General features: G+C 68.1%; 17 protein-coding genes and 1 tRNA gene. 5 read left to right on the top strand and 13 right to left on the bottom strand.

All coding sequences use genetic code 11. The features are described 5' to 3' along the window. Positions 1-101: 101 nt before the first annotated feature. The 7 genes from J2Y58_RS05060 to J2Y58_RS05090 form a co-directional block, all read right to left on the bottom strand. Positions 102-899 carry an MBL fold metallo-hydrolase gene (locus tag J2Y58_RS05060; protein ID WP_310099632.1) on the bottom strand — a complete coding sequence of 266 codons (798 nt, stop codon included), beginning with the start codon at positions 897-899 and terminating at the stop codon, positions 102-104. Then, positions 896-1,675, bottom strand: a complete 780-nt coding sequence (locus tag J2Y58_RS05065) for a TatD family hydrolase (protein ID WP_310099635.1) — start codon at positions 1,673-1,675, stop codon at positions 896-898. Before J2Y58_RS05065 ends, J2Y58_RS05060 begins: the two co-directional genes overlap by 4 nt. Further along, entirely contained in the window at positions 1,675-3,225 is a 1,551-nt protein-coding gene (metG, locus tag J2Y58_RS05070) for a methionine--tRNA ligase (RefSeq protein WP_310099638.1), read from the bottom strand. The genes J2Y58_RS05065 and metG overlap by 1 nt, the downstream gene beginning before the upstream one ends. A gap of 247 nt (positions 3,226-3,472) precedes the next feature. Continuing rightward, positions 3,473-4,465, bottom strand: coding sequence for a DNA polymerase III subunit delta' (locus tag J2Y58_RS05075; RefSeq protein WP_310099641.1), 993 nt, complete (start codon positions 4,463-4,465; stop codon positions 3,473-3,475). Continuing rightward, the gene (gene tmk, locus J2Y58_RS05080; RefSeq protein ID WP_310099643.1) at positions 4,462-5,091 is read right to left on the bottom strand and encodes a dTMP kinase; all 630 of its coding nucleotides are present in this window, start codon (positions 5,089-5,091) and stop codon (positions 4,462-4,464) included. Before tmk ends, J2Y58_RS05075 begins: the two co-directional genes overlap by 4 nt. 29 nt (positions 5,092-5,120) lie before the next feature. Further along, positions 5,121-6,296, bottom strand: coding sequence for a D-alanyl-D-alanine carboxypeptidase family protein (locus J2Y58_RS05085; RefSeq protein WP_310099646.1), 1,176 nt, complete (start codon positions 6,294-6,296; stop codon positions 5,121-5,123). 58 nt (positions 6,297-6,354) lie between these two features. Beyond that, positions 6,355-7,383 carry a lytic murein transglycosylase gene (locus tag J2Y58_RS05090; protein WP_310099649.1) on the bottom strand — a complete coding sequence of 343 codons (1,029 nt, stop codon included), beginning with the start codon at positions 7,381-7,383 and terminating at the stop codon, positions 6,355-6,357. A 132-nt stretch (positions 7,384-7,515) separates the two neighbouring features. On the opposite strand from J2Y58_RS05090, the gene J2Y58_RS05095 reads away from it, so the two are divergent. The 3 genes from J2Y58_RS05095 (at position 7,516) to J2Y58_RS05105 (ending at position 11,005) form a co-directional block, all read left to right on the top strand. Beyond that, positions 7,516-7,605: transfer RNA gene (locus J2Y58_RS05095), tRNA-Ser, on the top strand. 38 nt (positions 7,606-7,643) lie between these two features. After that, positions 7,644-9,950, top strand: a complete 2,307-nt coding sequence (locus tag J2Y58_RS05100) for a glycoside hydrolase family 3 C-terminal domain-containing protein (RefSeq protein WP_310099651.1) — start codon at positions 7,644-7,646, stop codon at positions 9,948-9,950. Positions 9,951-9,967: 17 nt separating this feature from the next. Then, complete coding sequence (locus J2Y58_RS05105; RefSeq protein WP_310099654.1) at positions 9,968-11,005, top strand: glycoside hydrolase family 5 protein; 1,038 nt, start codon at positions 9,968-9,970, stop codon at positions 11,003-11,005. Positions 11,006-11,147: 142 nt separating this feature from the next. Here J2Y58_RS05105 and J2Y58_RS05110 read toward each other — a convergent pair whose 3' ends face one another. Genes J2Y58_RS05110 through J2Y58_RS05130 form a run of 5 tightly spaced genes read right to left on the bottom strand, consistent with a single transcriptional unit; the run spans position 11,148 to position 18,247 of the window. Further along, the gene (locus J2Y58_RS05110) at positions 11,148-12,152 is read right to left on the bottom strand and encodes a cupin-like domain-containing protein (RefSeq protein ID WP_310099657.1); all 1,005 of its coding nucleotides are present in this window, start codon (positions 12,150-12,152) and stop codon (positions 11,148-11,150) included. Then, positions 12,149-13,675, bottom strand: coding sequence for a tryptophan 7-halogenase (locus J2Y58_RS05115; RefSeq protein WP_310099660.1), 1,527 nt, complete (start codon positions 13,673-13,675; stop codon positions 12,149-12,151). Before J2Y58_RS05115 ends, J2Y58_RS05110 begins: the two co-directional genes overlap by 4 nt. Beyond that, positions 13,672-15,267 carry a tryptophan 7-halogenase gene (locus tag J2Y58_RS05120; RefSeq protein ID WP_310099663.1) on the bottom strand — a complete coding sequence of 532 codons (1,596 nt, stop codon included), beginning with the start codon at positions 15,265-15,267 and terminating at the stop codon, positions 13,672-13,674. The genes J2Y58_RS05115 and J2Y58_RS05120 overlap by 4 nt, the downstream gene beginning before the upstream one ends. Next, complete coding sequence (locus J2Y58_RS05125; RefSeq protein ID WP_310099666.1) at positions 15,264-16,730, bottom strand: tryptophan 7-halogenase; 1,467 nt, start codon at positions 16,728-16,730, stop codon at positions 15,264-15,266. Before J2Y58_RS05125 ends, J2Y58_RS05120 begins: the two co-directional genes overlap by 4 nt. A 2-nt stretch (positions 16,731-16,732) precedes the next feature. After that, on the bottom strand, positions 16,733-18,247 hold the full coding sequence (locus tag J2Y58_RS05130; RefSeq protein ID WP_310099669.1) for a tryptophan 7-halogenase: 1,515 nt from the start codon (positions 18,245-18,247) through the stop codon (positions 16,733-16,735). A 223-nt stretch (positions 18,248-18,470) separates the two neighbouring features. Here J2Y58_RS05130 and J2Y58_RS05135 point away from each other — a divergent pair, with 223 nt between their 5' ends. Together J2Y58_RS05135 and J2Y58_RS05140 are read left to right on the top strand one after the other, a co-directional pair. Next, positions 18,471-22,010 carry a TonB-dependent receptor gene (locus tag J2Y58_RS05135; RefSeq protein WP_310099672.1) on the top strand — a complete coding sequence of 1,180 codons (3,540 nt, stop codon included), beginning with the start codon at positions 18,471-18,473 and terminating at the stop codon, positions 22,008-22,010. 414 nt (positions 22,011-22,424) lie between these two features. Next, positions 22,425-23,375, top strand: a complete 951-nt coding sequence (locus tag J2Y58_RS05140) for a cation diffusion facilitator family transporter (RefSeq protein ID WP_310099674.1) — start codon at positions 22,425-22,427, stop codon at positions 23,373-23,375. An 82-nt stretch (positions 23,376-23,457) separates the two neighbouring features. Here the strand turns inward: J2Y58_RS05140 and J2Y58_RS05145 are convergent, their stop codons facing one another. Beyond that, entirely contained in the window at positions 23,458-24,504 is a 1,047-nt protein-coding gene (locus tag J2Y58_RS05145; RefSeq protein ID WP_310099677.1) for an arabinan endo-1,5-alpha-L-arabinosidase, read from the bottom strand. Positions 24,505-24,584: the final 80 nt, after the last annotated feature.

The raw sequence follows: 24,584 nt of genomic DNA on the forward strand, positions 1-24,584 counted from the left end.
CGAGATCCAGATGCGTGTAGCTGCCCATGCGCAACCCTCCGCCGGGTGGAACCCTCACTTAAGCTAGGTTTTCGCACTTCGATCTAGAATGCACCGTCCGCCTAGCCACCGATGCGATAATCAGCATTATGTAAAGGGAGCATGAGTTCGAGGCCGTCGTGCCCGGGACGGACATGCGGCGGCAATTCTGCGATCAACCCGGCGTAATCCATTGATTGATCCATATGCACCAGCGCGGTCTGACGCGGTCGCAGTTCCCCGATCCAGCCGAGCACCGTCGCCAGATCGGGATGCGTCGGATGCGGACGGCGACGCAGCGCATCGACGATCCATATGTCGAGACCTTCATACAGCCTGCGCATATCATCGGTCATGTCGCTGATATCGGTGGCATATCCGATCGCGCAGCCACCGGCCTCGAAGCGAAGACCGGCCGACGTGATCCTGCCGTGCGGCTGGTCCACCACACGGATATCGATCGCGCCGACACGAAGCTGATCGGGAAGGTCGTCCAGGCGAACGGTGGGCGGATAGCCGCCGTTTCCCGTAAAGACGTAACCGAATTGGCTCGTCAGCGTGGCTGCGGTGCGTGGCCGCGCATAGCCCTTAACGGGACGCCCAAGTACATGATATATCTGCCGAAGATCATCGATCCCGAAGACGTGATCGGCATGTTCGTGAGTCCAGATCACGGCGTCGACGGCGGCAACGTTGGCGTCCAGCAATTGCTGACGCATGTCGGGACTGGTGTCGACGAGGATGCGGGTGCCGTCATGCTCGACGAGTATCGAGGCGCGCGTTCGACGGTTGCGGGGGTCGTTGGGGTCGCAGTCGCCCCAGTCGTTGCCGATGCGCGGGACGCCGGAGGATGTGCCGGAGCCTAGGATGCGGACCTTCATCTTGACCGTGTTTTCGCGAAGAGGCTGTAGAAGTTTTCCGCCGTATAGCGTTGTAGATCCTCAGTTTCTTCGCCGCGCAGCTTGGCCAGGTACGTGGCGGTATCGGCGACGAAGGCGGGTTCGCCGGGCTTGCCGCGGTGCGGAACGGGCGCGAGAAACGGCGCGTCGGTTTCGATCAGGAGCCGCTCGCGAGGAAGTGTCGCAGCGATCGCTTGCAGGTCGGTGGCGTTGCGGAACGTGACGATCCCGGAAATAGAGATGTACATTCCAAGATCGAGCGCTTTGCGCGCGAAGTCCGCGCCTGCGGTGAAGCAGTGGATCACGCCGGTGTAGGCGCCCTCCTCCATCTCCTCGCGCATGATGGCGGCCGTATCGTCCTCCGCATCGCGGGTATGGACCACGATCGGGACCCCCGCCTGCCGCGCCGCCGCGATATGCGCGCGGAAACTCGCCTGCTGGCGCGCGCGGTCGGAATGGTCATAGTGATAGTCGAGCCCGCTCTCGCCGATGCCGACGACGCGCGGATGGCGGGCACGCTCGACGAGTTTCGCCGTGTCGACATGCGGATGCTGGTCGGCCTCGTGCGGGTGGATGCCGACCGTCGCCCATACGTCCGGCGCGCGCTCGGCGGTCGCGAGCACCGCGTCCCATTCGCTCTCGCGGGTCGCGATGTTGAGCATCGCGGTGACGCCGCGCGCGCGGGCGCGTTCGAGCACCGCCTGCTGTTCCTCGACCAACCCCTTGTAATTCAGGTGGCAGTGGCTGTCGGCAAGCATCAAGCGATCTCCGCCTCGGAGGGTAGCTCAAGCCGGGGGAACGCCGGTGCCGGGGCGGCCAGGACGAAGCCGGCATCGACGTGGCGCTGGTACCAGCCAACGTCGTCGATCGCAGCATGATCGCGCTGCTCGACGCCGAGCAGGTCGAGCACCCGCCCCGCCCCATCCGGCACGACCGGCACGATCGTGATCGCAAGCATACGGATCGCGCGCACCAGCGTCCGAAGCACCGCATGCATCCGCTCCGGGTCCGTCTTGCGAAGCGCCCACGGTGCCTGCGCGTCGATATATTGATTGCAGGCGAACACGCCGCGCATCCACGCCTCGATGCCCTGGCTGAGCAGCAGGTCGCCGAACGCGGCCTTGAAGCCGGCACAGGCGACGACGACTTCCTCGATCAATTGCGCGTCGGCCGGATCGGCGCGACCCGGCTCTGGCAGCGCGCCGCCCAGGTTCTTGGCAATGAACGACAGGGTGCGTTGCGCGAGATTGCCGAAGGCGTTGGCGAGTTCCGCGTTGACGCGGGTGACGATCGCGTCGGCGGCATAGCTGCCGTCCTGCCCGAAGCTGACCTCGCGCAGGAGGAAGTAGCGCAGGCCGTCGACACCGAAAGCACTTGCTAGATCAAGCGGATCGACGACGTTGCCGAGACTCTTCGACATCTTCTCGCCGCGATGAAGCAGGAAGCCGTGCCCGAAGACGGTCTTCGGCAGCGGCACGCCCGCGGACATCAGGAACGCCGGCCAATAAACCGCGTGGAAGCGGACGATGTCCTTGCCGATCAGGTGGATGTCGGCGGGCCAATGCGGCATTGCACCGTCCGGGTAGCCCGCACCGGTGAGGTAGTTGGTGAGCGCGTCGACCCACACGTACATGACGTGACCGGGGCTATCGGGCACGGGAACGCCCCAGTCGAAGCTGGTGCGCGAGACCGACAGGTCGGCGAGTCCACCCTCCACGAAGCGCAAAATCTCGTTGCGGCGGCTTTCGGGACGGATGAAGTCGGGGTTGGCGGCGTAGAAGTCGAGCAACGGCTGCTGATACTTGGACAGGCAGAAGAACCACGTTTCCTCCGCGGTCCATGTCACCGGCGTGCCCTGCGGCGAGAGCTTCGCCCCCCCTTCCCCGTCGACCAGTTCCTTTTCGTCGTAGAACGCCTCGTCGCGGACCGAATACCAACCCTCGTAGCGATCGAGGTAGAGGTCGCCGGCATCGGCCATCGCGCGCCACAGCGACTGGCTGGCGCGATGGTGGTCGGGGTCGGTCGTGCGGATGAAACGATCGTAGCTGATGTTCAGAGCATCGCACATCGCCTGGAAATGCCCCGACATTTCGTCGGCAAGCGCGCGCACCTCGACCCCCTTGTCGCGGGCGGTCTGCACCATCTTGAGCCCATGTTCGTCGGTGCCGGTCTGGAAGCGGACGTCGCGTCCGGCCTGCCGCTGGAAGCGCGCGATCGCGTCCGCGGCGATCGCTTCATAGGCATGGCCGATATGCGGACGTCCATTGGGGTAGCTGATCGCGGTGGTGATGTAGAAAGGGTCGCCCATGGCGCTTCCCTAAAGCCTGTGTTCGGGCGCAACAAGGTGGGGTCGCCCTCGCAACGCGAGCATTGCGCTAGAGGATGCTGATCTCAGCCGTCATTCCCGCGAACGCGGGAATCCAGACGCGCCGGTCTTCGCAAGAGCCGGAAGATCGGAGGTTCTGGATTCCCGCCTGCGCGGAGTTGACGATGGGGCCGTGCGGCGCGCCGCGGGACGATGCAGACATGGGCCCCTGCCTGCGCACGGGTGACGGTCAGCAAGGCGATTGGTCGGGTGCGGCCAGCCGGGCGACGATGCCGGCCAGTTCGTAGACGGTTCCCTGCGTATCGAGCGACAGGCTGCGTGCGGCGGCGGCGACCGAACGCGCTTCGTCATAGGCGTCGAGCGCGGTGCGCAGGTCGGCGCCGTGGCGGAGCGCCGCCATGCGCGCGATGACGGTCGGGACCCGGTCGAGGAATGCCTCGTAGCGCGCCTGCGCGGCCTTCGGTGACAGCGCGCGGGCCAAAGCGGCGCGGCGCGCGAGGCCGGGATCGCCGTCGCGGCCGATCGCCTCCACGGCGGCGTCGACCGCGCCGAGATCGAGCCCGGCATAGCCGATCGCGCGGCCGGGCGCCCCCTCCCCGATCCGCACCAGCGCGGCGCGCTCGTCCGGGTCGGCATCGGGGAGCGCGCGTGCCAGCACCGCGGCCATATCGGTATCGTCGAGCGGCTCGAAGCGCAGCAGGCGGCAGCGCGAACGGATGGTCGGAAGCAGCCGGCCCGGCGCATGGCTGACGAGCAGGAAGACGGTACCGGCGGGCGGTTCCTCAAGGCTCTTGAGCAAGGCGTTCGACGCGCCGGGACGTTCGAGATCGTCGGCGGCATCGATCACGATCACGCGGCGCGGCGACAGCGAGGGCATCGTGCCGAGGAACGGCCCTAGGCTGCGGATCTGGTCGACGGTGATCGACCGCGCGAGTTCGTCCTCCTTGTCCTTCTTGGGCAGGCGGCGCAGCACGCGCAGATCGGGGTGCGAGCCCGCCGCCATCAACTGCGCGGCACGGTGATCGGACGGGACGTCGAGCCCCGGCGGCAGTGTGCCCGGCGTCATCGCATCGGCGAGCAGCCGGAGCGCGGCGGCCTGCGCGAAGGTCGCCTTGCCGATCCCCTGCGGCCCGGCGAGCAGCCACGCATGGTGGAGCGCGCCGCCGGTGCTGGCGGCCAGGAACGCGTCGATCGCGCCGCGGTGGCCGCGCACGTCGCTCACGGCAGCCAGTCCGCCAGCGAGTCCAGCATCGCCTGCGTCACCGCCGCGGGCGGCAGGGTAGCGTCGATGCGGCGGAAACGATCCGGCTCCTGCGCGGCGAAGCGGTCGAACGCTGCGGCGACCTCGGCGTGGAAAGCCGAGCCGCGTGCCGCGAAGCGATCCGCGGCCAGCCCGTCGCGCGCGGCGGCGCGCGCTGCGCCGACCTCGGTCGGAAGCGCGAGCAGGAACGTGCGGTCGGGCAGCAATCCCTCCGACCCGAAGGCGTGAAGCGCGAGGATCGCGTCATCGTCGAGCCGACCGGCGAGCCCCTGATAGGCGCGGCTGGAATCGAGATAGCGGTCGCAGATCACCCAGCGTCCCGCGGCAAGCGCGGGGCGGATGACGCGCTCGACATGGTCGGCGCGCGCGGCGGCGAACAGCAGCGCCTCGGCGCGCGGGCTCCACCGCGCGGCATCGCCCTGCATCAGCAGCGCGCGGATCGACTCCGCACCGTCGCTGCCGCCGGGTTCGCGCGTGACGACCGCCTCGACGCCGCGCGCGGCGAGTGCCGCCGCGAGCGCGCGTCCTTGCGTCGATTTGCCCGCCCCTTCGCCGCCTTCGAGGCTGAGGAACCGCCCCGCGTTCATCCCCGCGGCACTCCCCTGCGTGCTGCCGGTCAGCCGAATAGCCCGGTCAGGCCGTGCCACGCGCGGCCGAAGAAGCCGGCCTCGCCGACGTCGGCGGCCGCGACCAGCGGCATCCGCTGCTCGGGCAGTCCCGGCGAGGAAACGACGAGATCGGCGACATGCGCGCCCTGCTTGATCGGCGCCTTGATCGGACCGTCATAGACGATCTTGGCGGCGAGTTGCGGGCGGCTGCCCGAGGGGATGGTGACGGTCAGGTCCTTGGGCGCGACCAGCTTCACCTCCGACGCGCTGCCGAGCTGGACCGCGGCGGCGCCGACTTCTCGGCCGGCCTTGACGACCGGCTTGGCCTGCCACGCGCGAAAGCCCCACTCCATGAACCGCACCGATTCCTGCGCGCGCTGGTTGAAGCTGGTCAGCCCGGCGAGCACCATCACCAGGCGGCGGCCGTTCTGCTCGGCCGAGCCGGTGAAGCCGTAGCCCGCCTCCTCGGTATGGCCGGTCTTGAGGCCGTCGGCGCCGGCCACGCGGCCGAGCAGCGGATCGCGGTTGGCCTGGGTGATCGCCTGCCCGCCGCCCATCGTCTTGCCCCAGGTGAAATCTCGGCGCGAATAGAATTGCTTGTAGAGCTTCGGGTGCTGCTGGATCGTCGCCGCCGCCAGCGTCGCGAGGTCGCGCGCGGTGACATAGGTGACGCCGCCGTCCGGCCAGCCGTTGGCAGTGCCGAAGTGGCTGTTCTTCAGCCCCAGCTTCGCCGCATCCTCGTTCATCCGCTCGACGAACGCCTGTTCGGTGCCGGAAATGCCCTCGGCCAGCACGATGCAGGCGTCGTTCCCCGACAGCGTCACGATGCCGTAGAGGAGGTTGGCGACCGAGACGCGCTCGCCCGACGAAAGGAACATCGTCGAGCCGGCCTGCGGCCCGTGCCACTTGGCCCACGTCTCCGGTCGAACCTCGAACTCGGTGTCGAGCTTCAGGTCGCCGCGCTGGATCATCTGGAACGCGGTATAGACCGTCATCATCTTGGCCATCGACGCCGGGGGCATGCGCCGGTCGGCATCGCGCGCGAACAGCACCGCGCCCGACGACAGATCTTCCATGAACGCCACCGGCGCCGGCGTGTCGAACTTCGGCGCGGCGGCGATGGCGGGTACCGCCAGCGCGACGGCGGCGGCGGGCAGCGCGAGGACGGTCAGCAGCTTGGTCATGCAGGAGTTCCGTGGGCGTCAGGAGGAGAGGATCGCGGTGCCATAGCGGGGCGGTGCGTTACGACGCAATCGCATCCGCAAGCAGCCCGACCGACAGCGCGTAGAAATTCGAGCAATTGTAGTCGAGGATCACGCGGTAATTGCCGGTCAGCAAATAGGCGGTCTGCCCCGGGCCATCGGGCTCGATCAGCGCGGCTTGGACGTCGTCGGCGAGGGTGCGGCCCTGCGCCGCGACGCCCAGCGCGCGCCATTCGCGCATCGATCGCCAGCCGCTGTGCCGCTCGAACACCCGCGGGCAGCGCGGCGAGACGAGGCGGTTGCGCACCTCGCCACGGTCGAAGGTGGTCGGCACGTTGACCGCCACGCCCCACGGCTGCCCGCGCCGCCAGCCCGCCTGCGTAAAGTAGTTGCCGATCGAGGCGAGCGTATCCGCGGCGGAGTTCCAGATGTCGGCGCGGCCGTCGCCGTCGCCGTCCTTGGCAAGCCGCAGGTAGATCGACGGCAGGAACTGCGGATTGCCCATCGCGCCCGCCCAGCTGCCGGTCAGCTGCGTGCGCGAGACGCCGCGGTCGATCATCTTGAGCGCGGCGATCAGCTCGCCTTCGAACAGCGGGCGGCGACGGCCTTCGTAGGCCAGGCTCGCCAGGCTGCGGACGGTGTCGAAATTGCCGGTGTACGACCCGTAATTGGTCTCGTGCCCCCAGATTGCGACCATGATCTGTTCGGGCACGCCGGTCGCCGCCTCGACCTGCGCCAGCCGCGCGCGCTGCGCGGTGTAAGTGGCGCGGCCGCGCGCGATGCGGGCGGCGTCGACATGCGCGGTGCGATAGGGCGCGAAGCGCGGCACCGGCGCATTGGGGCGCGCCTCCGGCTGCTGCTGGTCGAGCGCCACGACGCGCGGGTTGTAGGTCAGCGTCGGCAGCACGGCGTCGACGGTCGCGGCGCGCACCCCGGCGGCCAGCGCGCGCGCCCGCACCTGCGTCATATAGCTGCGAAAGCCCGCGTCGTCCTGTGCCCAGGCCGCGGTCGGCGCGATCACGCACGCCCATGCGGCCAGGCCGCGCCAGAGAAGAGCTACCCCGTTCATGAAGCCGCGGTTCTGGCACAGCGCGCACCGCGGCGGAACCGCGAACCGTCGCCGCCACGGCACGGGTGGCCGCAGCAACGGGAGGGTTGCGCCCGCGCGAGGCTTGCTGCCATAGGCGCTGCCACCGCGCGAGGAAGAGTGGCCGAGCGGTTTAAGGCACCGGTCTTGAAAACCGGCGAGGGTGCAAGCTCTCCGTGGGTTCGAATCCCACCTCTTCCGCCAGCACTTGTCATGGCGAAACAGTGCGATACACAACCGCCATGTCCGCTTCATCGCTCCGCGCCGCGCTGCGCCTTTCCGCCGCCGTCCTCCTTTCAGGGATCGTGTTTGCGCCTGCGGGTGCGCAGACCACCAACAATGCGCCGGGCGCTGCCGCCGCGCCGACGGGAGCGCCGACCGCGCGCCCGTGGGCCGATCCGACGCTCAGCGCCGATGCGCGCGCGGATCTGCTCGTCAAGGCGATGACCCTAGACGAAAAGCTGCAGCTGACGTTCGGCTATTTCTCGACCAGCGCCGACTGGCAGAAGACCGCGACCAAGAACTGGCAGATGCCCAAGGACGGGTTGCCCGCCTCGGCCGGGTTCGTGCCCGGCATTGCGCGGCTCGGCGTGCCTGCGCAGTGGCAGACCGACGCCGGGATCGGCGTCGCCAGCCAGCGGACGCCGACGCCGCGGCTGCGCACCGCGCTTCCCTCCGGCATCGCCACCGCCGCGACCTGGAACCCCGAACTCGCGCAGGCCGGCGGTGCGATGATCGGCAACGAGGCGTTCCTATCCGGCTTCAACGTCCAGTTGGCGGGGGGCATGAACCTGACGCGCGAGCCGCGCAACGGCCGCAATTTCGAATACAGCGGCGAGGATCCGCTGCTCGCCGGTATAATGACCGGGCGGCAGATCAAGGGCATCCAGTCGCAGAACGTCGTCTCGACGATGAAGCATTTCGCCTTCAACGGGCAGGAGACGAACCGCTTCAACATCGACGAGCGGATCGAGGAACAGGCGGCGCGGCAGTCCGACCTGCTGGCGTTCGAGATCGCGCTGGAGGTCGGCGACCCCGGCTCGGTGATGTGCGCCTACAACCGCGTCAACGGCTTCTACGCGTGCGAGAACGACTGGCTGCTCAACCGCACGCTGAAGCAGGATTGGAGCTACAAGGGCTATGTGATGTCGGACTGGGGCGCGACCCATTCGACGACGCAGGCCGCCAACGCGGGCCTCGACCAGCAATCGGGCTGGGCGTTCGACCGTTCGCCCTATTTCGCCGACGCGCTGCGCGAGGCGGTCAACAACGGCTATGTCACCGAGGCGCGCGCCACCGACATGGCGCGGCGCATCGTGTGGGCGATGTTCAGGAACGGGCTGTTCGACAAGCCGGTGGCCGGCGACCGTGCGACGACGATCGACTATGCCGCGGATGCCGCGGTGACGCGCGCCGATGCCGAGGAAGGCATCGTGCTGCTGAAGAACGAGCGCGGGCTGCTGCCCGTCGCGCGCTCCGCGAAGTCGATCCTGCTGATCGGCGCGCATGCCGATGTCGGAGTGCTGTCGGGCGGGGGATCCAGTCAGGTCTATCCCCACGGCGGGCCGCCCAACGGACTTGCGATTCCCGACGAATATCCGGCCGGCTTCCCGGGGCCGAAACTGTTCTACCCCTCTTCGCCGATGAAGGCGCTCCAGGCGCGCACGGGCGCGTCGGTCACCTATCTGGACGGCAAGGACGTCAAGGCGGCGGCTGCGGCGGCGCGCAAGGCCGATCTGGTCATTGTCTTCGGCGAGCAATGGACCGGCGAGTCGATCGACGCGCCCGACCTGAACCTGCCCGCCGGGCAGGACGCGATGATCGCGGCGGTGGCGCGCGCCAACCCACGGACGGTCGTGGTGCTGGAGACCGGCGGTCCGGTGCTGATGCCGTGGCTGAAGAACGTCGGCGCGGTGCTGGCGGCGTGGTATCCGGGCACGTCGGGCGGCGAGGCGATCGCACGCGTGCTGACCGGAGAGGTCAATCCTTCCGGGCACTTGCCGGCGACCTTTCCGGCATCGTTGCAGCAACTGCCGCGCCCGGTGATCGAAGGCGATCCGAAGCTGGACCGCGACTCGCACCCGATCGGCAATTACAATATCGAGGGCGCCGCTGTCGGTTATAAGTGGTTCGACAAGACCGGTGCCAAGCCGCTGTTTCCGTTCGGTTTCGGTCTGTCCTACACCGACTTCCGCCTTGGCGGGCTGAGCGTCGCGCCGGCAGGCAAGAGCGTGCAGGCGCGCTTCTCGGTCACCAATACCGGCCGCGTCGCGGGCAAGGCGGTGCCGCAGGTGTATGTCGCGGGCGCGGGATGGGAAGCGCCAAAACGGCTCGCCGGGTTCGAGAAAGTCGAACTGGCGCCCGGCGAGACGCGGCAGGTGACGGTGACGGTCGACCCGCGGCTGCTGGCCACCTTCGATCCGGCCACGCGCGGGTGGCGAATCGCGGACGGTCGCTACGAGCTGTTGCTGGCGACCTCCGCCACCGACGTGGTGGCGCGCGCACCGGTGACGCTGGCCGCCGCGACGCTCGACCAGCACGGACGCTGACGAAAAGGGATAAGGTGATGCCGATCGGAACGCTCCTGCTGGCCGCCGCGCTGCACCTCGGCGCGGCAGCGACCCCGCAGGCGCCGGCCGCCGCCGCGTCGAGCGCGACCCCACACAGCGGCCCCGCATGGCAGGCGGCGGCGCGGCTGAAGCGTGGGGTGAACATTATCGGCTACGACCCGATGTGGCGCGATCCGGCGAAGGCGCGCTTCCAGACGCGGCATTTCCGCGTCATCCGCGAAGGCGGGTTCGACTTCGTCCGGGTCGTGCTGCAATCGTTCGACCATATGGACGCGCAGAACCGGCTCGATCCCCGATGGCTGGCGACGCTCGACCGGGTGGTGAAGGAAGCGACCGCCGCCGGGCTGGGCGTCATCCTCGACGAGCATGATTTCAACCGCTGCTCCGAGGCGCCGGACGCGTGCGAGCCGAAGCTGCTCGCCTTCTGGGAGCAGATCGGAGCGCGTTATCGCGACGCGCCCGACACCGTGCTGTTCGAGCTGTTGAACGAGCCGCACGCGCCGCTCGACGCCGCGCGGTGGAATGCGATGCTGGCCAGGCTGATCCCGGCGGTCCGCGCGACCAACCCGCGCCGCACGCTGGTGATCGGGCCGACGCGCTGGAACAATCTCGAGGAACTGCCGACGCTCAGGCTGCCGGAGCGCGACCGCAACATCCTGGTCACCTTCCATTCCTACGAACCGTTCCGCTTCACGCATCAGGGCGCGTCGTGGGCGGGCGAGATGGCCAAGCTGAAGAACGTGCCCTTCACCGCCGCGGACGAAGCACGGATCAAGGCCGATTACGACAAGGTAGCGGCGTGGTCGAAGGCCAACGACCGACCGGTCCTGATGGGCGAGTTCGGCGCCTATGAAAAGAGCGGCACGCCGGTCGCCGACCGCGCGCGCTACACCGCCACCGTACGACGCGAGGCGGAGGCGCATGGCTTTCCCTGGGCCTATTGGCAGTTCGACAGCGACTTCATCGTCTACGACATCGATCGCGATCGCTGGGTGGAGCCGATCCGCGCGGCGTTGATCCCGGCGGAACGGTAGCGCCCTCCCTCCGGGGCGACAGCAGTCGATCCGTGGAGTGGGCGACCATAGCGGTCGCGGCGGCTGGATCGCCCGTCGTTTTCGACCCGGTGGCGTGCACGGGCGGCGGGTCAGGTGCGCAAGGTGACGAGGGCCGATACCGCTAGCGTCGCGCGAGGCTGTCGAGCAGCGTCGCGCGGATGCGTCCCGCGGTCGTCGCATCGACCGGCCCCAGCACGCCCTTCGCCGCATCGGGCAAATGCGCACCCGGATCGCCGTCGTCGCGAAACACCAGATGGTCGAACACCGCGCGATAGGCGGCGCGCTGGTCGGCGGGCAGCGTCGCGATCGCCACGAGCGCGTGCAGCAGCGCGTCATAGGGGTTGCCGAGACCGGCGCGCGCCGGGTTCCACCAGTAATTGACGAACGCGTTGACCGGGTCGAGCGACTCGACCGCGTGCCACCAGTGGAACGGGATGTAGATGCCGTCGCCCGGCTCCAGCGTCGCCGACTGCGCGACGCGTGCGGCCTCGGCGAAACGCGGAAAGCGTGCCAGGTCCGGCGCGTCCGGATCGACGAGGCTGACCGGCGTGCCGGCGGGCGTCAGTTCGAGCGGCCCCATGTAGAGGTTTGCAAGCTGATCGGGCGGGAACAAGGTGAAGCGCCGCCGTCCCATCACGACGACGCCGACATTCTCCATCAGGTCGTAATGCGTCGCGACGCGGATCGCATTGCCCAGCCACATCCGCGGCACCACGCCGCGGGCTACCAATGCGGTGGCGTTCACCTCCGCGAAGCCCGGCAGCAGCTCGGGCAGCGGCACGGACTGGACCGCCATCGCATAAGGCTGCGCATGGTCGCGGTCGCGCAGCAGCCGGTCGAGGAATGGTTCGAGCGGCGTCTGCCCGCGCACGAAGTTCATTCCGGTCAGATCTTCATTGTAGAAGAACCGCCCGTTGATCGACGGTTCGCCGAGGATCGCGGGCACCGCGTCGGGGCGGCTGAACCGCTTCAGATAGGCCGTGCCCTCCTCCACCAAGGCGCGCGCGGCGGCGACCGCCGGCCAGTCGCGCGCGATGCCGCGCAACACGACCGGACACGCCGCGGGGCGGATCTCGGCGTCGAACGTGCGCCGGTCGACGTTCTCGATCTCCGGGAGCGCCGTCACGCCGCCGCCTCCACCAGATCGCAACCGATCCGCGCCAGCAGCTCGTCCTGGCGCGGCAACAGCTGCGCGGTTTCCGCCACCACGTGGCGGATGTGCGCCAGCCGCTCCAGCGTCTCGGCATCGGACAGCAGGTCCGCGGCGGGATGGTAGCCGCCCGCCCGCATCCCCTGCCCCACCATGACCGACAACCAACTCGTCTCGGTGAACAATTCCTCGCCCTCGCGAAACACGCGGCCATTGGCGGCGAACACCGCCAACTTCTCGGCCAGCTCCGGCGGCGGCGCAAGTGTGCGGCAATAGTCCCAGAAGGCGCTGTCGCGCCGCTCGGTCGCCTTGTAATGGAGGACGAGGAAGTCGCGGATATCGAGATAGTCGCGGACATGCGCGGCGTTGAAGCGCTCGATCTCGATCGCCTCGAAGCGGCGCGTCGGCCAATAGGTCAGCAGCCGCGCGATCGCCGACTGAACGAGATGGATGCTGGTCGATTCCAGCGGCTCAAGGAAGCCACCGGCCAGCCCCAGCGCGACGACATTGCCGACCCAGGCACGGCGGCGATGCCCAGCGGCGAAGCGCAGGAAGCGCGGCTCGGCGAGCGGCGCACCGTCGAGGTTGGCGAGCAGCGTCGCCGCCGCCTCATCGTCGGACAGGTGTGTCGACGCGTAGACATAGCCGTTGCCGATGCGGTGCTGGAGCGGAATGCGCCACTGCCACCCCGCGGCGCGTGCGGTGGAGCGGGTCAGCGGCTGGCGGTCGCCGCCGTTGGCGCACGGCACCGCGACCGCGCGATCGCACGGCAGCCACGCGCTCCAGTCCTCGAACCCGGCCTGCATCTCGCCCTCGATCAGCAGCCCGCGAAACCCCGAACAGTCGATGAACAGGTCGCCTGCCACCCGCGCGCCCGATGCCAGCGTCACCGCCGCGACATGCCCGCTCGCGCCGTCGCGCTCGATCGCGACGATCCGCCCCTCGGTGCGCCGCACGCCGTTCGCTTCCGCCAGCCGACGCAGGAAGCGCGCGTAGAGCCCGGCATCGAACTGAAAGGCATAGCCCAGCTTCGACAGCGGCGACCCCGGCTGGTCGGGGCGCGGATGGCCGAACCGCCCCTGCAACCCCGCGACGATCGCCAGCGAATAGGCGTCGAGCGGGGTCGCGTCGCCCAGCGCCTGCCCCTTCAGCCAGAAATGATGGAATTCGATCCCCTTCATGTCGAGCCCGTAGGAGCCGAACGGGTGGACGTAGCGGTGGCCGGGCCGCACCCAGTCGACGAACTCGATCCCCAATTTGTACGTCGCGCGCGTCTCGCGCATGAACGCCGCCTCGTCGATGCCGAGCATGCGGTTGAACAGCACGATCTGCGGGATCGTCGCCTCGCCGACGCCGACCGTCCCGATCTCCTCGGATTCGATCAGCTCGATCGCCAGTCCCGGCATCTCGCCCATGACGCGCGCGATCGCGGCGGCGGCCATCCATCCCGCGGTGCCGCCGCCGACGATCACGACCCGGCGGATGGCATCGGTCCTCACAGCGGATCGGCCGAGAAGTCGAACGGCGTCTCGGACGCAAAGGAGAAGGTCGGCATGTCCGGAGGTGCTGGCGTCGCCGGCTGCACCGGGGCGGTGCCCGCGACATGGCGCAGGAAGTCGCCGTGGCTCGGCAGCCGTGCGGCGACGTCAAGATAGTCGCGCCGCATCTCCTCGATCGCGCCGGCGACCTTCTGCTCGTCGAGCGCATCCACCGCGGGCTCGTAATCCTCCGGCACGATATGCTGGCCCAGGCATACGCTGACCCAGCTGGTCGTCGCGAACAGCTCGCGGCCCTCGCGAAACACACGGCCCTTGGCGCGGAACAGCGCGATCTTGCGCGCCAGCGTGTCGGGAATGTCCATCGTGCGGCACCGGTCCCAGAACGGCGTGTCGCCGCGGCGCGTCGCCTTGTAGTGGAGGATGACGAAGTCGCGCACGTCCTCGTACAGTTCGTGCATCTGCGCGTTATATTCGTCGCGCTCGACGGGATCGAAGCGCCGGTCGGGAAACAGCGCGATCAGCCGGGCAATCCCTGACTGGACGAGGTGGATCGAGGTCGATTCGAGCGGCTCCACGAACCCGGATGCCAGCCCGAGCGCGACGACGTTGCGATTCCACGCCAGCTTCCGCCGCCCGGTCGTGAACGCCAGGTGGCGCGGATCGGCGAGCGGCGCGCCATCCAGATGCGCGAGCAACTCGCGCTCGGCGGCCTCGGGCTGCTGGAAGGCGCTGCAATAGACCAGGCCGTTGCCCATCCGTTGTTGCAACGGGATGCGCCACTGCCAGCCCGCGCCGCGCGCGGTGGCGCGGGTGTACGGCTCGGGATCGCCGGCATAGGCGCTCGGCACCGCGACCGCGCGGTCGCACGGCAGCCAATGGCGCCAGTCCTCGTATCCGGTTTCCAGCGTCTCCTCGATCAACAGGCCGCGAAACCCGGAACAGTCGATGAAAAGGTCGCCCGCCACCACCTGCCCGTCCTCCAGACGCAACGCGGTGACGTGCCCGTCCTCCGGGCGCTGCGCGACCGCGGCCACCTTGCCTTCGACGCGCTGAACCCCGCCGCGGTCGGCGAAGCGGCGCAGGAACACGGCATAGCGGGCGGCATCGAAGTGGAAGGCGTAGAACAGGTCCTTGACCGCCGACTGCGCCTGTGGGGCGGGCGGTGCGAACTTGCCCGCCTGCGCCGCAACCGCACTCATCGACCAGGCGGAGATGTCCGGGAGCACGCGACGCTTGCGCTCGCGCAGGTACAGCTGGTGAAAATGCACCCCGCCCAGATCGTGGCCGTGGGCGCCGAACGGGTGGAAATACCGCTCGCCGATGTCGCCCCAGCTGACGAACTCGATCCCCAGCTTGTACGTCCCGCCGGTTTCGCGAATGAACTCCTGCTCGTCGATCCCGAGCATCCGATTGAACGTCCGCAACGGCGGGATCGTCGCCTCGCCGACGCCGACCGTGCCGATCTCCTCCGATTCGACCAGTGTGATGCGGGTGACGCCGTTGTTCAGGAAGCGCGACAGCGCCGCGGCCGCCATCCAGCCGGCGGTCCCCCCGCCCAGGATCACCACGTTGCGGATCGTATGTTCGTTCATTGCGTCAACCGTTGTCGGTGAAGGTGGTAATGGTCCTGCGCGCTCGGGCAGCGCTGTACCGCCGCCGCGATTGCGGTGCGGTACGCCGCCATCGCGCGGTCGCTTTCGGCCGGATCTGTGGTCTCGATCAGCGGATCGATGCGGCGCGGGCGCACCCCCTGCCCCAGCAACACTGCCAGCCAGTCGTCGCGCGCGAACGTCTCCTCCTCGAAGAAGGGCAAGCGGCCGCGTTCGCGGAACAGCGCGAGCGTGCGCGCGAGACTGTCGGGCAGATCGTCGGGCGGTTGCCAGAACGGCTCGGGTCGATCGGCCACGGCGTAGTGGCACAGCACGAAGTCGCGCACGCGCGTCACCTCCGCCTGCGCTTGCCGGTTGTAGTCGGCGACTTCGAGCGGATGGCAGGCCCGGCCGGGCAGCATCGCGACGATGCGGTCGATCGCGCTGTGCGCCAGATGCAGATTGGTGAAGTCGAGCGGCTCGATGACGGTCGCCGCGTCGCCGATCGCGACGCAGTTGCGGGCCCATGGCATCGGGCGCGTGCCCTGGCGGAACGGCACGGCCGATCCTGTCGCGCCCTCCATTTGCTCAACCGCCGCCGCGTCGGACAGGAACGCGCCGGCATAACACAGCCCGTGCGACACCCGCCCGACCGCCGCCGTCCGCCAGCGCCAGCCGGCCGACAGCGCGGTCACGCGGTCGAGCGATGACAGCGGCTCGGCCGGGCTTTCGGCCATCAGGAGCCGGTCGCAGCGGAGCCAGCGTCCCCAGTCCTCCCATCCATCGTCGATCGTGCTGCGGATCGTCGCCTGCGGGCCGGACGCGTCGACGAACAGATCGGCGCGCAACATGCTGCCGTCGCGCATCGATACGTGGTCGACAAAGCCGTCTTCGGTACGCAGCGACACCGACGTCGCTATGTCGTCGTGCACCTCGACCCCGATGTGCTGCGCGAACGCCGCCAGCATGGCCCGGTACCGCGGTACGTCGAGCACCAGCGCGCTCTGCACGTCCGCGAAGAGCGGAAGCGACGGCACCGGCATGCGCCCGGCCCGCGCCAGCATTGCCGCCGGCGCGTGTGCGTCGAACGCCGCCGCCCCTTCCCCCCGCGCCGCACGCAGCCAATGGTGATGGAACGACGCGGTACCGAACGGCTGCCCGTACGATCCATAGGCATGAACATAGGGCGGCCGCCCTTCCGCCCATCCCTCGAACAAGGTCCCGAGCCGCCATGTCCCGCCGGCACGCAATACGGCATCGTCCTCGCGCAGCCCGAGATCATCGTGGAAGCCGACCGTCGAGGGTAAGGTATGGGGAACGCGATCCGCCAGCGCATCAGGCGGTGGCGGCGCCGCGACGATCGTCACCGCCAGCCCCGGCACGCGCCGCCGCAACGCCACCGCCGCCGACCAGCCGACGATGCCGCCCCCGACCACCACGACGCTCCTGATCGGTTGGTCCTGCATCGTCACGCCGCCGTCGGCATCGGGCAATAACGCGCAAGAAACGCCGCATGATCGGGCATCGCGGCCACGGCGGCGTCGATCTCGCCGCGCATCCGATCGAGACCGGCGGCCAGGCTGTCCACCGACGGCCCCTGTGCGCGCGGATCGGCGTCGACAGGGTACACACGCTGCCCCAGATAGACCGACACCCAGCTGGCATCCAGGAACGCGCCCTCGCGATATTTCACCACCCGGCCGCGGCGCCGGAACAGCTCCATCTTCTCGGCCAGGCTGTCCGGGATCTGCATCGTGCGGACGTAGTTCCAGAACGGCGAATCGTCACGCTCAGTGGCGTGGTAATGCAGGATCAGAAAGTCGCGGACGCGGTCGTATTCCATGTTGATAAGGCGGTTGAACTCGTCCCGATCGACCGAGCAAATGCGGCGCTCGGGAAACAGCTCGATCAGCGCCGTGATCGCCTGCTGGACCAGATAGAGGCTGGTCGATTCGAGCGGTTCGAGGAAGCCCGACGCGAGCCCGACCGCAACGACGTTGCCCACCCAGCTGCGCGCACGGCGCCCGGCCTTGAAGCGTAGCGTGCGCGGCGCGACCAAGGGCATACCTTCGACCGCGGCGGTCAGTGCGTCGGCAGCGGCGCTCTCCGACAGGAAGTCGCTTGCGAAGACGTAGCCGTTGCCGGTGCGGTGCTGGAGCGGAATGCGCCACCGCCAGCCCGACGGCATCGCGATCGCGCTGGTGAAGGGCGTGACCGACGTCGCAGTCCGGCATGGCATCGCGACCGCGCGGTCGGCGGGCAGCCAGCGCGACCAGTCCTCGAACGGTTCGCCCATCTCTCGGCCGATCAGCAAGGCGGCGAAGCCGGAGCAATCGACGAACAGATCGCCTTCGACACGGCGTCCGTCCTCCAGGACCACAGCCGTCACGTCGCCGCTCTCGGCGTCGCGTTCCGCGGCGACGATCCGCCCTTCGGTCCGCCTCACCCCCAGACGCTCGGCGAAGCGGCGCAGATAAGGCGCAAAGGCGACCGCGTCGAATTGATAGGCATAGCCGAAGGTCGAGGCGATCTGCTGCGGGTCATGCGACGGCAGACCGAACCGGTTTGCGCGCGCCAACGAGCAGGCCATCGAAAAGGCCTCGATCGGCGGCAACGCTACGCCGGCATTGCGTAGCCGCGTGTAATAATGGTGGAACTGCACGTCGCCGGTCCCGCGACCGAAGGTGCCGAACGGGTGGATGTAGCTGTCGCCGATCCGGCCCCAGTTGCGGAACTCGATTCCCAGCTTGAAGGTCGCGCGGGTAGCGGCCATGAACTCGGCCTCGACGATCCCCAGCCGCTCGTTGAACGCGCGCAGATGCGGCAGCGTCGCCTCTCCGACGCCGATGATGCCGATCGCCTCCGATTCGACCAGCGCGACGGAGCAGCGCGTCGGTAGCAGCCGGGCAAGCGCGGCGGCGGCCATCCAGCCGGACGTGCCACCGCCGACCACCACCACGCGTTGCCGTCGCTCCCCTTCCATCCGCTCCACCCACAGAGGATCAGCGCGCTCGGGCGCGCCGTTGTCGCCTCAACATACCGTGGTTCGGCCGGACCGAAAGCGACATTCCGGCACTTGTGAAAAATTGTGGTAGCGCAAACAAAACGTCTTGCATCAGGCCCGGAGCGGTCGTACCGCTTTGTGGAAGACGCCACGCGACATTCGCGATGAGACGTTCGAGTGGAATAAAAAGCGGGGGGATGTCATGACAGTCATCGATATGCAGCGTACGCGCAAGGCGCGGATCGGTGTGCGGAGCAAATCCGTGCTGGCGGGTGTTTCCGCTACCGCCATGTGCGTGTTCGCGCTGAGCGTTCCTGCCTATGCGCAGACCGGCGCGGCGAGCGGCCAGAACACCGCGGGCGCCGCGACATCGACCAACGTCCCCGGCGGCGATCCGGCGGCACAGCAAACCGGCGACGTGCCCGCTGCCGACGCGGAGGGTGCAGACGACGTCGTCGTCACCGGCATCCGCCAAAGCCTCGCCAACGCGCAGACCATCAAGCGCAACTCCGACACGGTAGTCGACGCGATCACCGCGCAGGATATCGGAGCCCTCCCCGATCGTTCGGTCACCGAAGCGTTGCAGCGCGTGCCCGGCGTGTCGATCAACCGCTTCGCGGGCAACAACGACCCCGACCACTTCTCGGTCGAAGGATCGGGCGTCAACGTTCGCGGTCTTAACTTCGTGCGGTCCGAGTTCAACGGCCGCGACACCTTTTCGGCCGGCATCGGCGGCCAGGCGATCAACTTTGCCGACGTGCCGTCCGAACTGCTCGGCTCGGTCGAGGTCTACAAGAACGCCACCGCCGACCTGATCGAGGGCGGTCTGGCCGGCACGGTCAACCTCAACACGCGCAAGCCCTTCGACAACAAGGGCTTCCATATCGGCGGCGGCGCGGAGGCCAATTACGGCGACTTCGCCAAGAAATGGGCACCGACCGGTTCGTTGCTCGTCTCGAACACCTGGGAGACGCCGATCGGGCGCTTCGGCCTGCTCGCCAACGCATCCTATTCGCGACTGAAGAGCCGGGCTGACGGCATCCAGGTCACCAACTTCCAGACGCGCGACGGCGTTCAGGCGGCGACCGGCACCGGCACCAACACGACCGTCACCTGCCGCAGCCAGCTGCCCGGCAGCACCGATGCCAGCACCCTGCTGCCCGGCACGGTCACCGGCGTCGGCGGCGCTTCCTTCCCCAACCCGGCCAATACCTGCGGCAATGGCGGGGTGGCGGGCGCGGACGGCTTCGCCGATCCGCTCGGCGTCGCCTATGCGCCGATCGGCGGTCAGTTCCGCAGCCAGGACTATGATCGCAAGCGCGACGGCCAGGCGCTCGCGGTGCAGTGGCAGAGCAACGACGAGCGTACGACCTTCACCGCGCAGTTCCTGCGCACCCACTCCAGCAATGCGTGGGGCGAGCATACGTTCGAGACCGCGCCCGACCTGTCGGAGTACAACACCTTTCCGGCGGGGTGTCAGCAGAACACCAATGGCCCGCTCAACGGCGCCGGCAACACCACGACCCGCGCGGAATGTCAGCTGAACGGGTCGGGGCAGTTCGCGTTCGGGAACAATCAGCGCGGCAACGGCTATAATCCGGCCGGCGGCGCCTATCCGAACTACGTCTACGACAGCAGCGGGCTGTTTCAGAGCGGCTTCATCACGCTGCCGGGCGCCGGCTGGCGCACCGCGTCGAGCGGCTCGGCGACCACGACCGTGCCCTCGGGCGGCGCGCAGCAGTCGCTGTCGCGGCGGCAGGTCTATGACGAGAACCTCGTCAAGGATGCCGGCTTCAACCTGAAGATCAATCCGGACGATCACTGGTCGATCGGGCTGGACGTCGACTATACCTATGCCAAGCACGACGTGGTCGACCTCAGCATCTTCGGTTCGACCTTTGCCGACTCCGAGCTCGACTTGAGCGGCAATCTGCCGGTCGTGGTTCCGCACAAGCCGCTGACGCTGGCGGCCAACTGGGCGACGCCGAACCCGGCGATGGCCGCGGCGACCGACAGCGAATATTTCTCCAACCGCGACTTCCAATTCTGGCGCGCGGCGATGGATCACATCGAGCGCAGCGTCGGCGAGGAATATCAGGTCAAGGGCGACTTCGCCTACAAGTTCGACGACGGCAACTTCCTGCAACGCGTGAAATTCGGCGCGCGTTATGCCGAGCGTACGCAGGACGTTCGCTACACCGCCTACAACTGGGGTGCGATCAGCGAGATCTGGTCGGGCGCGCCGGTCACCTTCAATCAGGGTGATACCAGCAAGTCCTCGCTCTATTCCTTTGACAACTTCTTCCGCGGGCAGACCAGCGCCCCGCCGAGCGCCTATTACTACAACGGTGACTTGATCAACGGCTACAACTCGGCAGTCGCCTTCACGCAGACGCAGAACGACATCTGGCGCAACACCAACGGGGCGACCGCTTCGAACCGCTTCCTCGCGGCCGGGCAGCGCGTCGGCGCGCTGCCGGGCACGGCGTTCCTGCCGTCGGAGGTGTCGAACGTGCGGCAGATGGACACCGCGGCCTATGCGATGCTCCAGTTCGGCAGCAACGAGCCGGTGTTCGGCGACCTTCGCCTGTCGGGCAACGTGGGCGTGCGTTACGTCCGCACGACGGTGAACTCGCGCACGGCGACCGCGGTGCCGAACCGGTCGGAACTGGGCGTCGTCGATCCGTTTACGCAGCGGTGCGCCACGACGACGCGGCAATTGCCGGACGGCACGACGCAGGTCACCCAGCCAAGCGGCGTCTGCAACCTGGGTCAGACCGAATACGAGCGGTTGCGGACGTTCGCGACCGACGGCTTCGCCTCGCAGCCGGCGTTCTTTACCAACAGCTACGACTATTTCCTGCCCAGCGCGAACCTGAAGCTCGGGGTGACCCGGGACGTGATCGTTCGTCTCGCCGCGTCCAAGGTGCTGACGCGGCCCGACTTCGCGAACATTCGCCCGTATGTCACCTATGCGCTGGAGCCGGGTTCGGGCACCGTCACGATCAACGCCGGCAACCCGTATCTGAAGCCGGCCACCGCGTGGCAGTTCGATGCGACGGTCGAATGGTATTTCGCACGGGTTGGGCAGCTGTCGCTCGACGCCTTCTACAAGACCGTCGACGGCTTCTTCTACCAGTCGCTGGTCAACCGGTCTGTCACCAACAACGGCATCACCCAGAACATCCAGGCGCGAGGGCCCGCGAACTACGACGGCAAGGGCAAGATCAGGGGCTTCGAGGTCGCGTACCAGCAGACCTTCGACTTCCTGCCCGGCTTCCTGAACGGGCTTGGCTTCAACGGCAACTATACGTTCATCGACAGCTCGGGCTTGCCGAACTCGTTCCTGAACGGTGGCACGCCGTCGTCCAACTCGACCATTGCCAGGGGGAACTTGCCGCTGGAAGGGCTGTCGAAGCACAATTTCAATGCGACTGCCTTCTATGAGAAGGGTCCGGTGTCGCTTCGTGCCGCGTACAACTGGCGTTCGCGCTTCCTGCTGACCGCCGCGGACGTGATCTTCCCCTATACGTCGATCTTCAACGACGCGACCGGTCAGCTCGACGCGTCGGCGTTCATCAACCTCAACAAATACGTCAAGCTGGGTGTGCAGGGCGTCAACCTGACCAACACGACGACCAAGCTGTTGCAGGCGTATAAGGGCGGGTCCGACGATCTGGCGCCGCGGTCGTACTTCACCAACGATCGCCGCTTCTCGATCATCCTGCGCGCGAACTATTGAGCGATCCGATGAGCGGCGGGTGGGTGACGCCCTGCCCGCCGCCCGTCAGGTCGTTGCGTTTCCGGACGGCGGCTGCTCGCCGCCCCGCGTAGTCAGTAAGACGTGTCGGTCGCTTCGCCGCGCGCTTGTCTTCCGGAACCCATCACCGAACCATCCTTGCCCTCGTCGACGACCTGCCGCCACGCAGATCGAGGATAACGGCCGCCGGGGGAGGCGGCGCGGACGTGCTGGCCGAGAATGCGCAGCACGGGTTCGAACTGCTCAACGAACGCTATTCGATCGAACAATTGTCGCGGATGCTGCGGCGGGCGCTTTCCCGAAGCGCGCGCTGGCGTTGCGGCTAGCCCGGCGCGCGCGATGCCGCGGAACCGATGTGGGCGGCAGCGCTTCTCGACAGGGCAAAAGGAAGCGGTGTTGAGCGAAAAGAACCCGAAGGGCTGGCGCGAGAACATCGTGCTGTTCGGCGCCCTTGCCGCCAACCTCGGCATCGCGGTGGCAAAATTCGTCGCGGCGGCGATTACCGGATCGTCGTCGATGCTGACCGAAGGCGTCCACTCGGTGGTGGACAGCGGCAATCAGGTGCTGCTTCTCTATGGCCAGCGGCGCGCGCGGCGCCCAGCCGATGCGGCGCATCCGTTCGGTTACGGACGTGAGCTGTATTTCTGGGCATTCGTGGTCGCGATCCTGATCTTCGCGGTCGGCGCAGGCGTGTCGATCTACGAGGGCTATCTCCACATCATCGAGCCCGAGCCGCTGGCCGACCCGCTGGTCAATTATATCGTGCTTGGCATCGCGTTCCTGATGGAAGGCGCGTCGTGGACGATCGCGATGCGCGAGTTCAACAGCGCGCGCGGCGAGTTGGGTTGGTGGCAGGCGATCCATGAATCGAAGGATCCGGCCGGGTTCATCGTGCTGTTCGAGGACAGCGCGGCACTGATCGGGCTTGTCGTTGCCGCGATGGGCGTTTGGTGCAGCCACTTCTTCGCCGACCCGCGCATCGATGGGGTCGCCTCGATTGTGATCGGGGCGATCCTGGCGGCGGTCGCCGTCGTGCTGGCGCGCGAGGCCAAGGGGCTGCTGATCGGCGAGCGCGCCGACCCGCGCGTGATCGCCCGCGCCCGCGCGATGGTTTCCGCACACCCGGAGATCACGTACGTCAACCATGTGCGCACGATCCACACCGCCCCCGACATGGTTTTCGTCGCGATCAGCGCCGATTTCGTCGATACGCTCGACATGGGTGCCGCCGAGACGCTGGTCGAGACGATCGAAGCGGAGCTGCGTGCCGAGCTGCCGCAACTGACGTCGATCTACATCCGCCCGGAAAAGCGCGAGGCGGCGGTGACGATCCCGCCAGCCCCCTGAAGGGCGCGCGCCCGCGCGAACAGGCGCGCGAAACCGCGGGGCGCCTGGCCGCGGCGCTTGAGGGTCGGCGAAGCTTTCGACGTCACTGACCTTGCGCGATCGGCCATCCGTCGGCACCCCACTGCAATCCGACGATGCGCAGCGTCGGCGCGCCGTTCTTCTGGCTGTCGTAGGCATGATAGACGACGTAGTCGGTGCCGTCCCTGTCACGAAGATGCCCGGCGTGGCCGGGGCCCCGGTAGCGTTGTTTTTCGCGCAGGTCCGCGCGTAGCAGGATCGTGCCGCCCCCGCGCAGCATCGCGCTGCCATCCTTGCCGAGGTACGGGCCCTCAACCGACTTTGAGCGGCCGACGACGGTGTAATAGGTGCTGTTCACGCCCTTGCAGCAATAATCGTATGAGGCGAGCAGCCAGTAGAAGCCGCCGTGCGCGAAGATATAGGGCGCCTCGATGATCGAGGGTGCTCCGGCCGGCACCGGGCGCGCGGCGATGGAGCGGGGCCGCTCCGCCTGGTCGAGAAGCTTGCCGGTCGCGGGATCGAGCCGGAACAGCTTAAGGCCGCTCCAGAAGCTGCCGAGTGACAGCCAGTGGCGGCCCTGCGCATCGGCGATGAAGGCGGCGTCGATCGCGTTGAAGTCGTCCCCGGGCCTGGACATCACCACCATGCCCTCGTCGCGCCAGCCGTAGCCCGGCGCGGACGGATCGAGCGTGGCACTGGTCGCCAGACCGATCGCGGAGCGATTGGAGCCGAAGGTCGAAACCGCATAGTACAGCCGGTATCGCCCGTTGACGTAGCTGATGTCGGGGGCCCACATGTTCTGCGCGCCGGGGATCGCCTTCGTCGCCCAGTCGGGCAGGCGCTCGAACGGGGCGCGCCCCCGCGACCAGTTCACCAGATCGCGCGACGTGCGTGACGACAGAATGCGCTGTCCGCCTTCACCGATGCCGGTGGAGAAGACGTGATAGACGTCGCCTTCCCGAATGATGACCGGATCGTGGACCGGCATGATGTCGCCGGCGAGCCGCGAATTGAGATCGCTCGCCGACGCCGGCGCGGAAGTGGCCTGGGGTGGCACAGCCGGGAGCGAAGGCGATGCCGCGACGGCCAGCGCCGCGAGAAGCATGTACATGGTCGTCCCCTTCACCAATCGGTCGCGCCGTCTCAAACCGATCACCGGCAAGCGTCGCGCCCGCCTGCCGGCGACGCGCC

Source organism: Sphingomonas sp. BE138 (assembly GCF_031456125.1).
Lineage (GTDB): Bacteria > Pseudomonadota > Alphaproteobacteria > Sphingomonadales > Sphingomonadaceae > Sphingomonas.

What these genes read in the sequence shown, in the direction of transcription:
- J2Y58_RS05060 (WP_310099632.1), bottom strand. Translation starts at nt 899, where the DNA reads ATGAAGGTCCGCATCCTAGGCTCCGGCACATCCTCCGGCGTCCCGCGC.
- J2Y58_RS05065 (WP_310099635.1), bottom strand. Translation starts at nt 1,675, where the DNA reads ATGCTTGCCGACAGCCACTGCCACCTGAATTACAAGGGGTTGGTCGAG.
- metG (WP_310099638.1), bottom strand. Translation starts at nt 3,225, where the DNA reads ATGGGCGACCCTTTCTACATCACCACCGCGATCAGCTACCCCAATGGA.
- tmk (WP_310099643.1), bottom strand. Translation starts at nt 5,091, where the DNA reads ATGAACGCGGGGCGGTTCCTCAGCCTCGAAGGCGGCGAAGGGGCGGGC.
- J2Y58_RS05085 (WP_310099646.1), bottom strand. Translation starts at nt 6,296, where the DNA reads ATGACCAAGCTGCTGACCGTCCTCGCGCTGCCCGCCGCCGCCGTCGCG.
- J2Y58_RS05090 (WP_310099649.1), bottom strand. Translation starts at nt 7,383, where the DNA reads ATGAACGGGGTAGCTCTTCTCTGGCGCGGCCTGGCCGCATGGGCGTGC.
- J2Y58_RS05100 (WP_310099651.1), top strand. Translation starts at nt 7,644, where the DNA reads ATGTCCGCTTCATCGCTCCGCGCCGCGCTGCGCCTTTCCGCCGCCGTC.
- J2Y58_RS05105 (WP_310099654.1), top strand. Translation starts at nt 9,968, where the DNA reads ATGCCGATCGGAACGCTCCTGCTGGCCGCCGCGCTGCACCTCGGCGCG.
- J2Y58_RS05120 (WP_310099663.1), bottom strand. Translation starts at nt 15,267, where the DNA reads ATGAACGAACATACGATCCGCAACGTGGTGATCCTGGGCGGGGGGACC.
- J2Y58_RS05125 (WP_310099666.1), bottom strand. Translation starts at nt 16,730, where the DNA reads ATGCAGGACCAACCGATCAGGAGCGTCGTGGTGGTCGGGGGCGGCATC.
- J2Y58_RS05130 (WP_310099669.1), bottom strand. Translation starts at nt 18,247, where the DNA reads ATGGAAGGGGAGCGACGGCAACGCGTGGTGGTGGTCGGCGGTGGCACG.
- J2Y58_RS05135 (WP_310099672.1), top strand. Translation starts at nt 18,471, where the DNA reads ATGACAGTCATCGATATGCAGCGTACGCGCAAGGCGCGGATCGGTGTG.
- J2Y58_RS05145 (WP_310099677.1), bottom strand. Translation starts at nt 24,504, where the DNA reads ATGTACATGCTTCTCGCGGCGCTGGCCGTCGCGGCATCGCCTTCGCTC.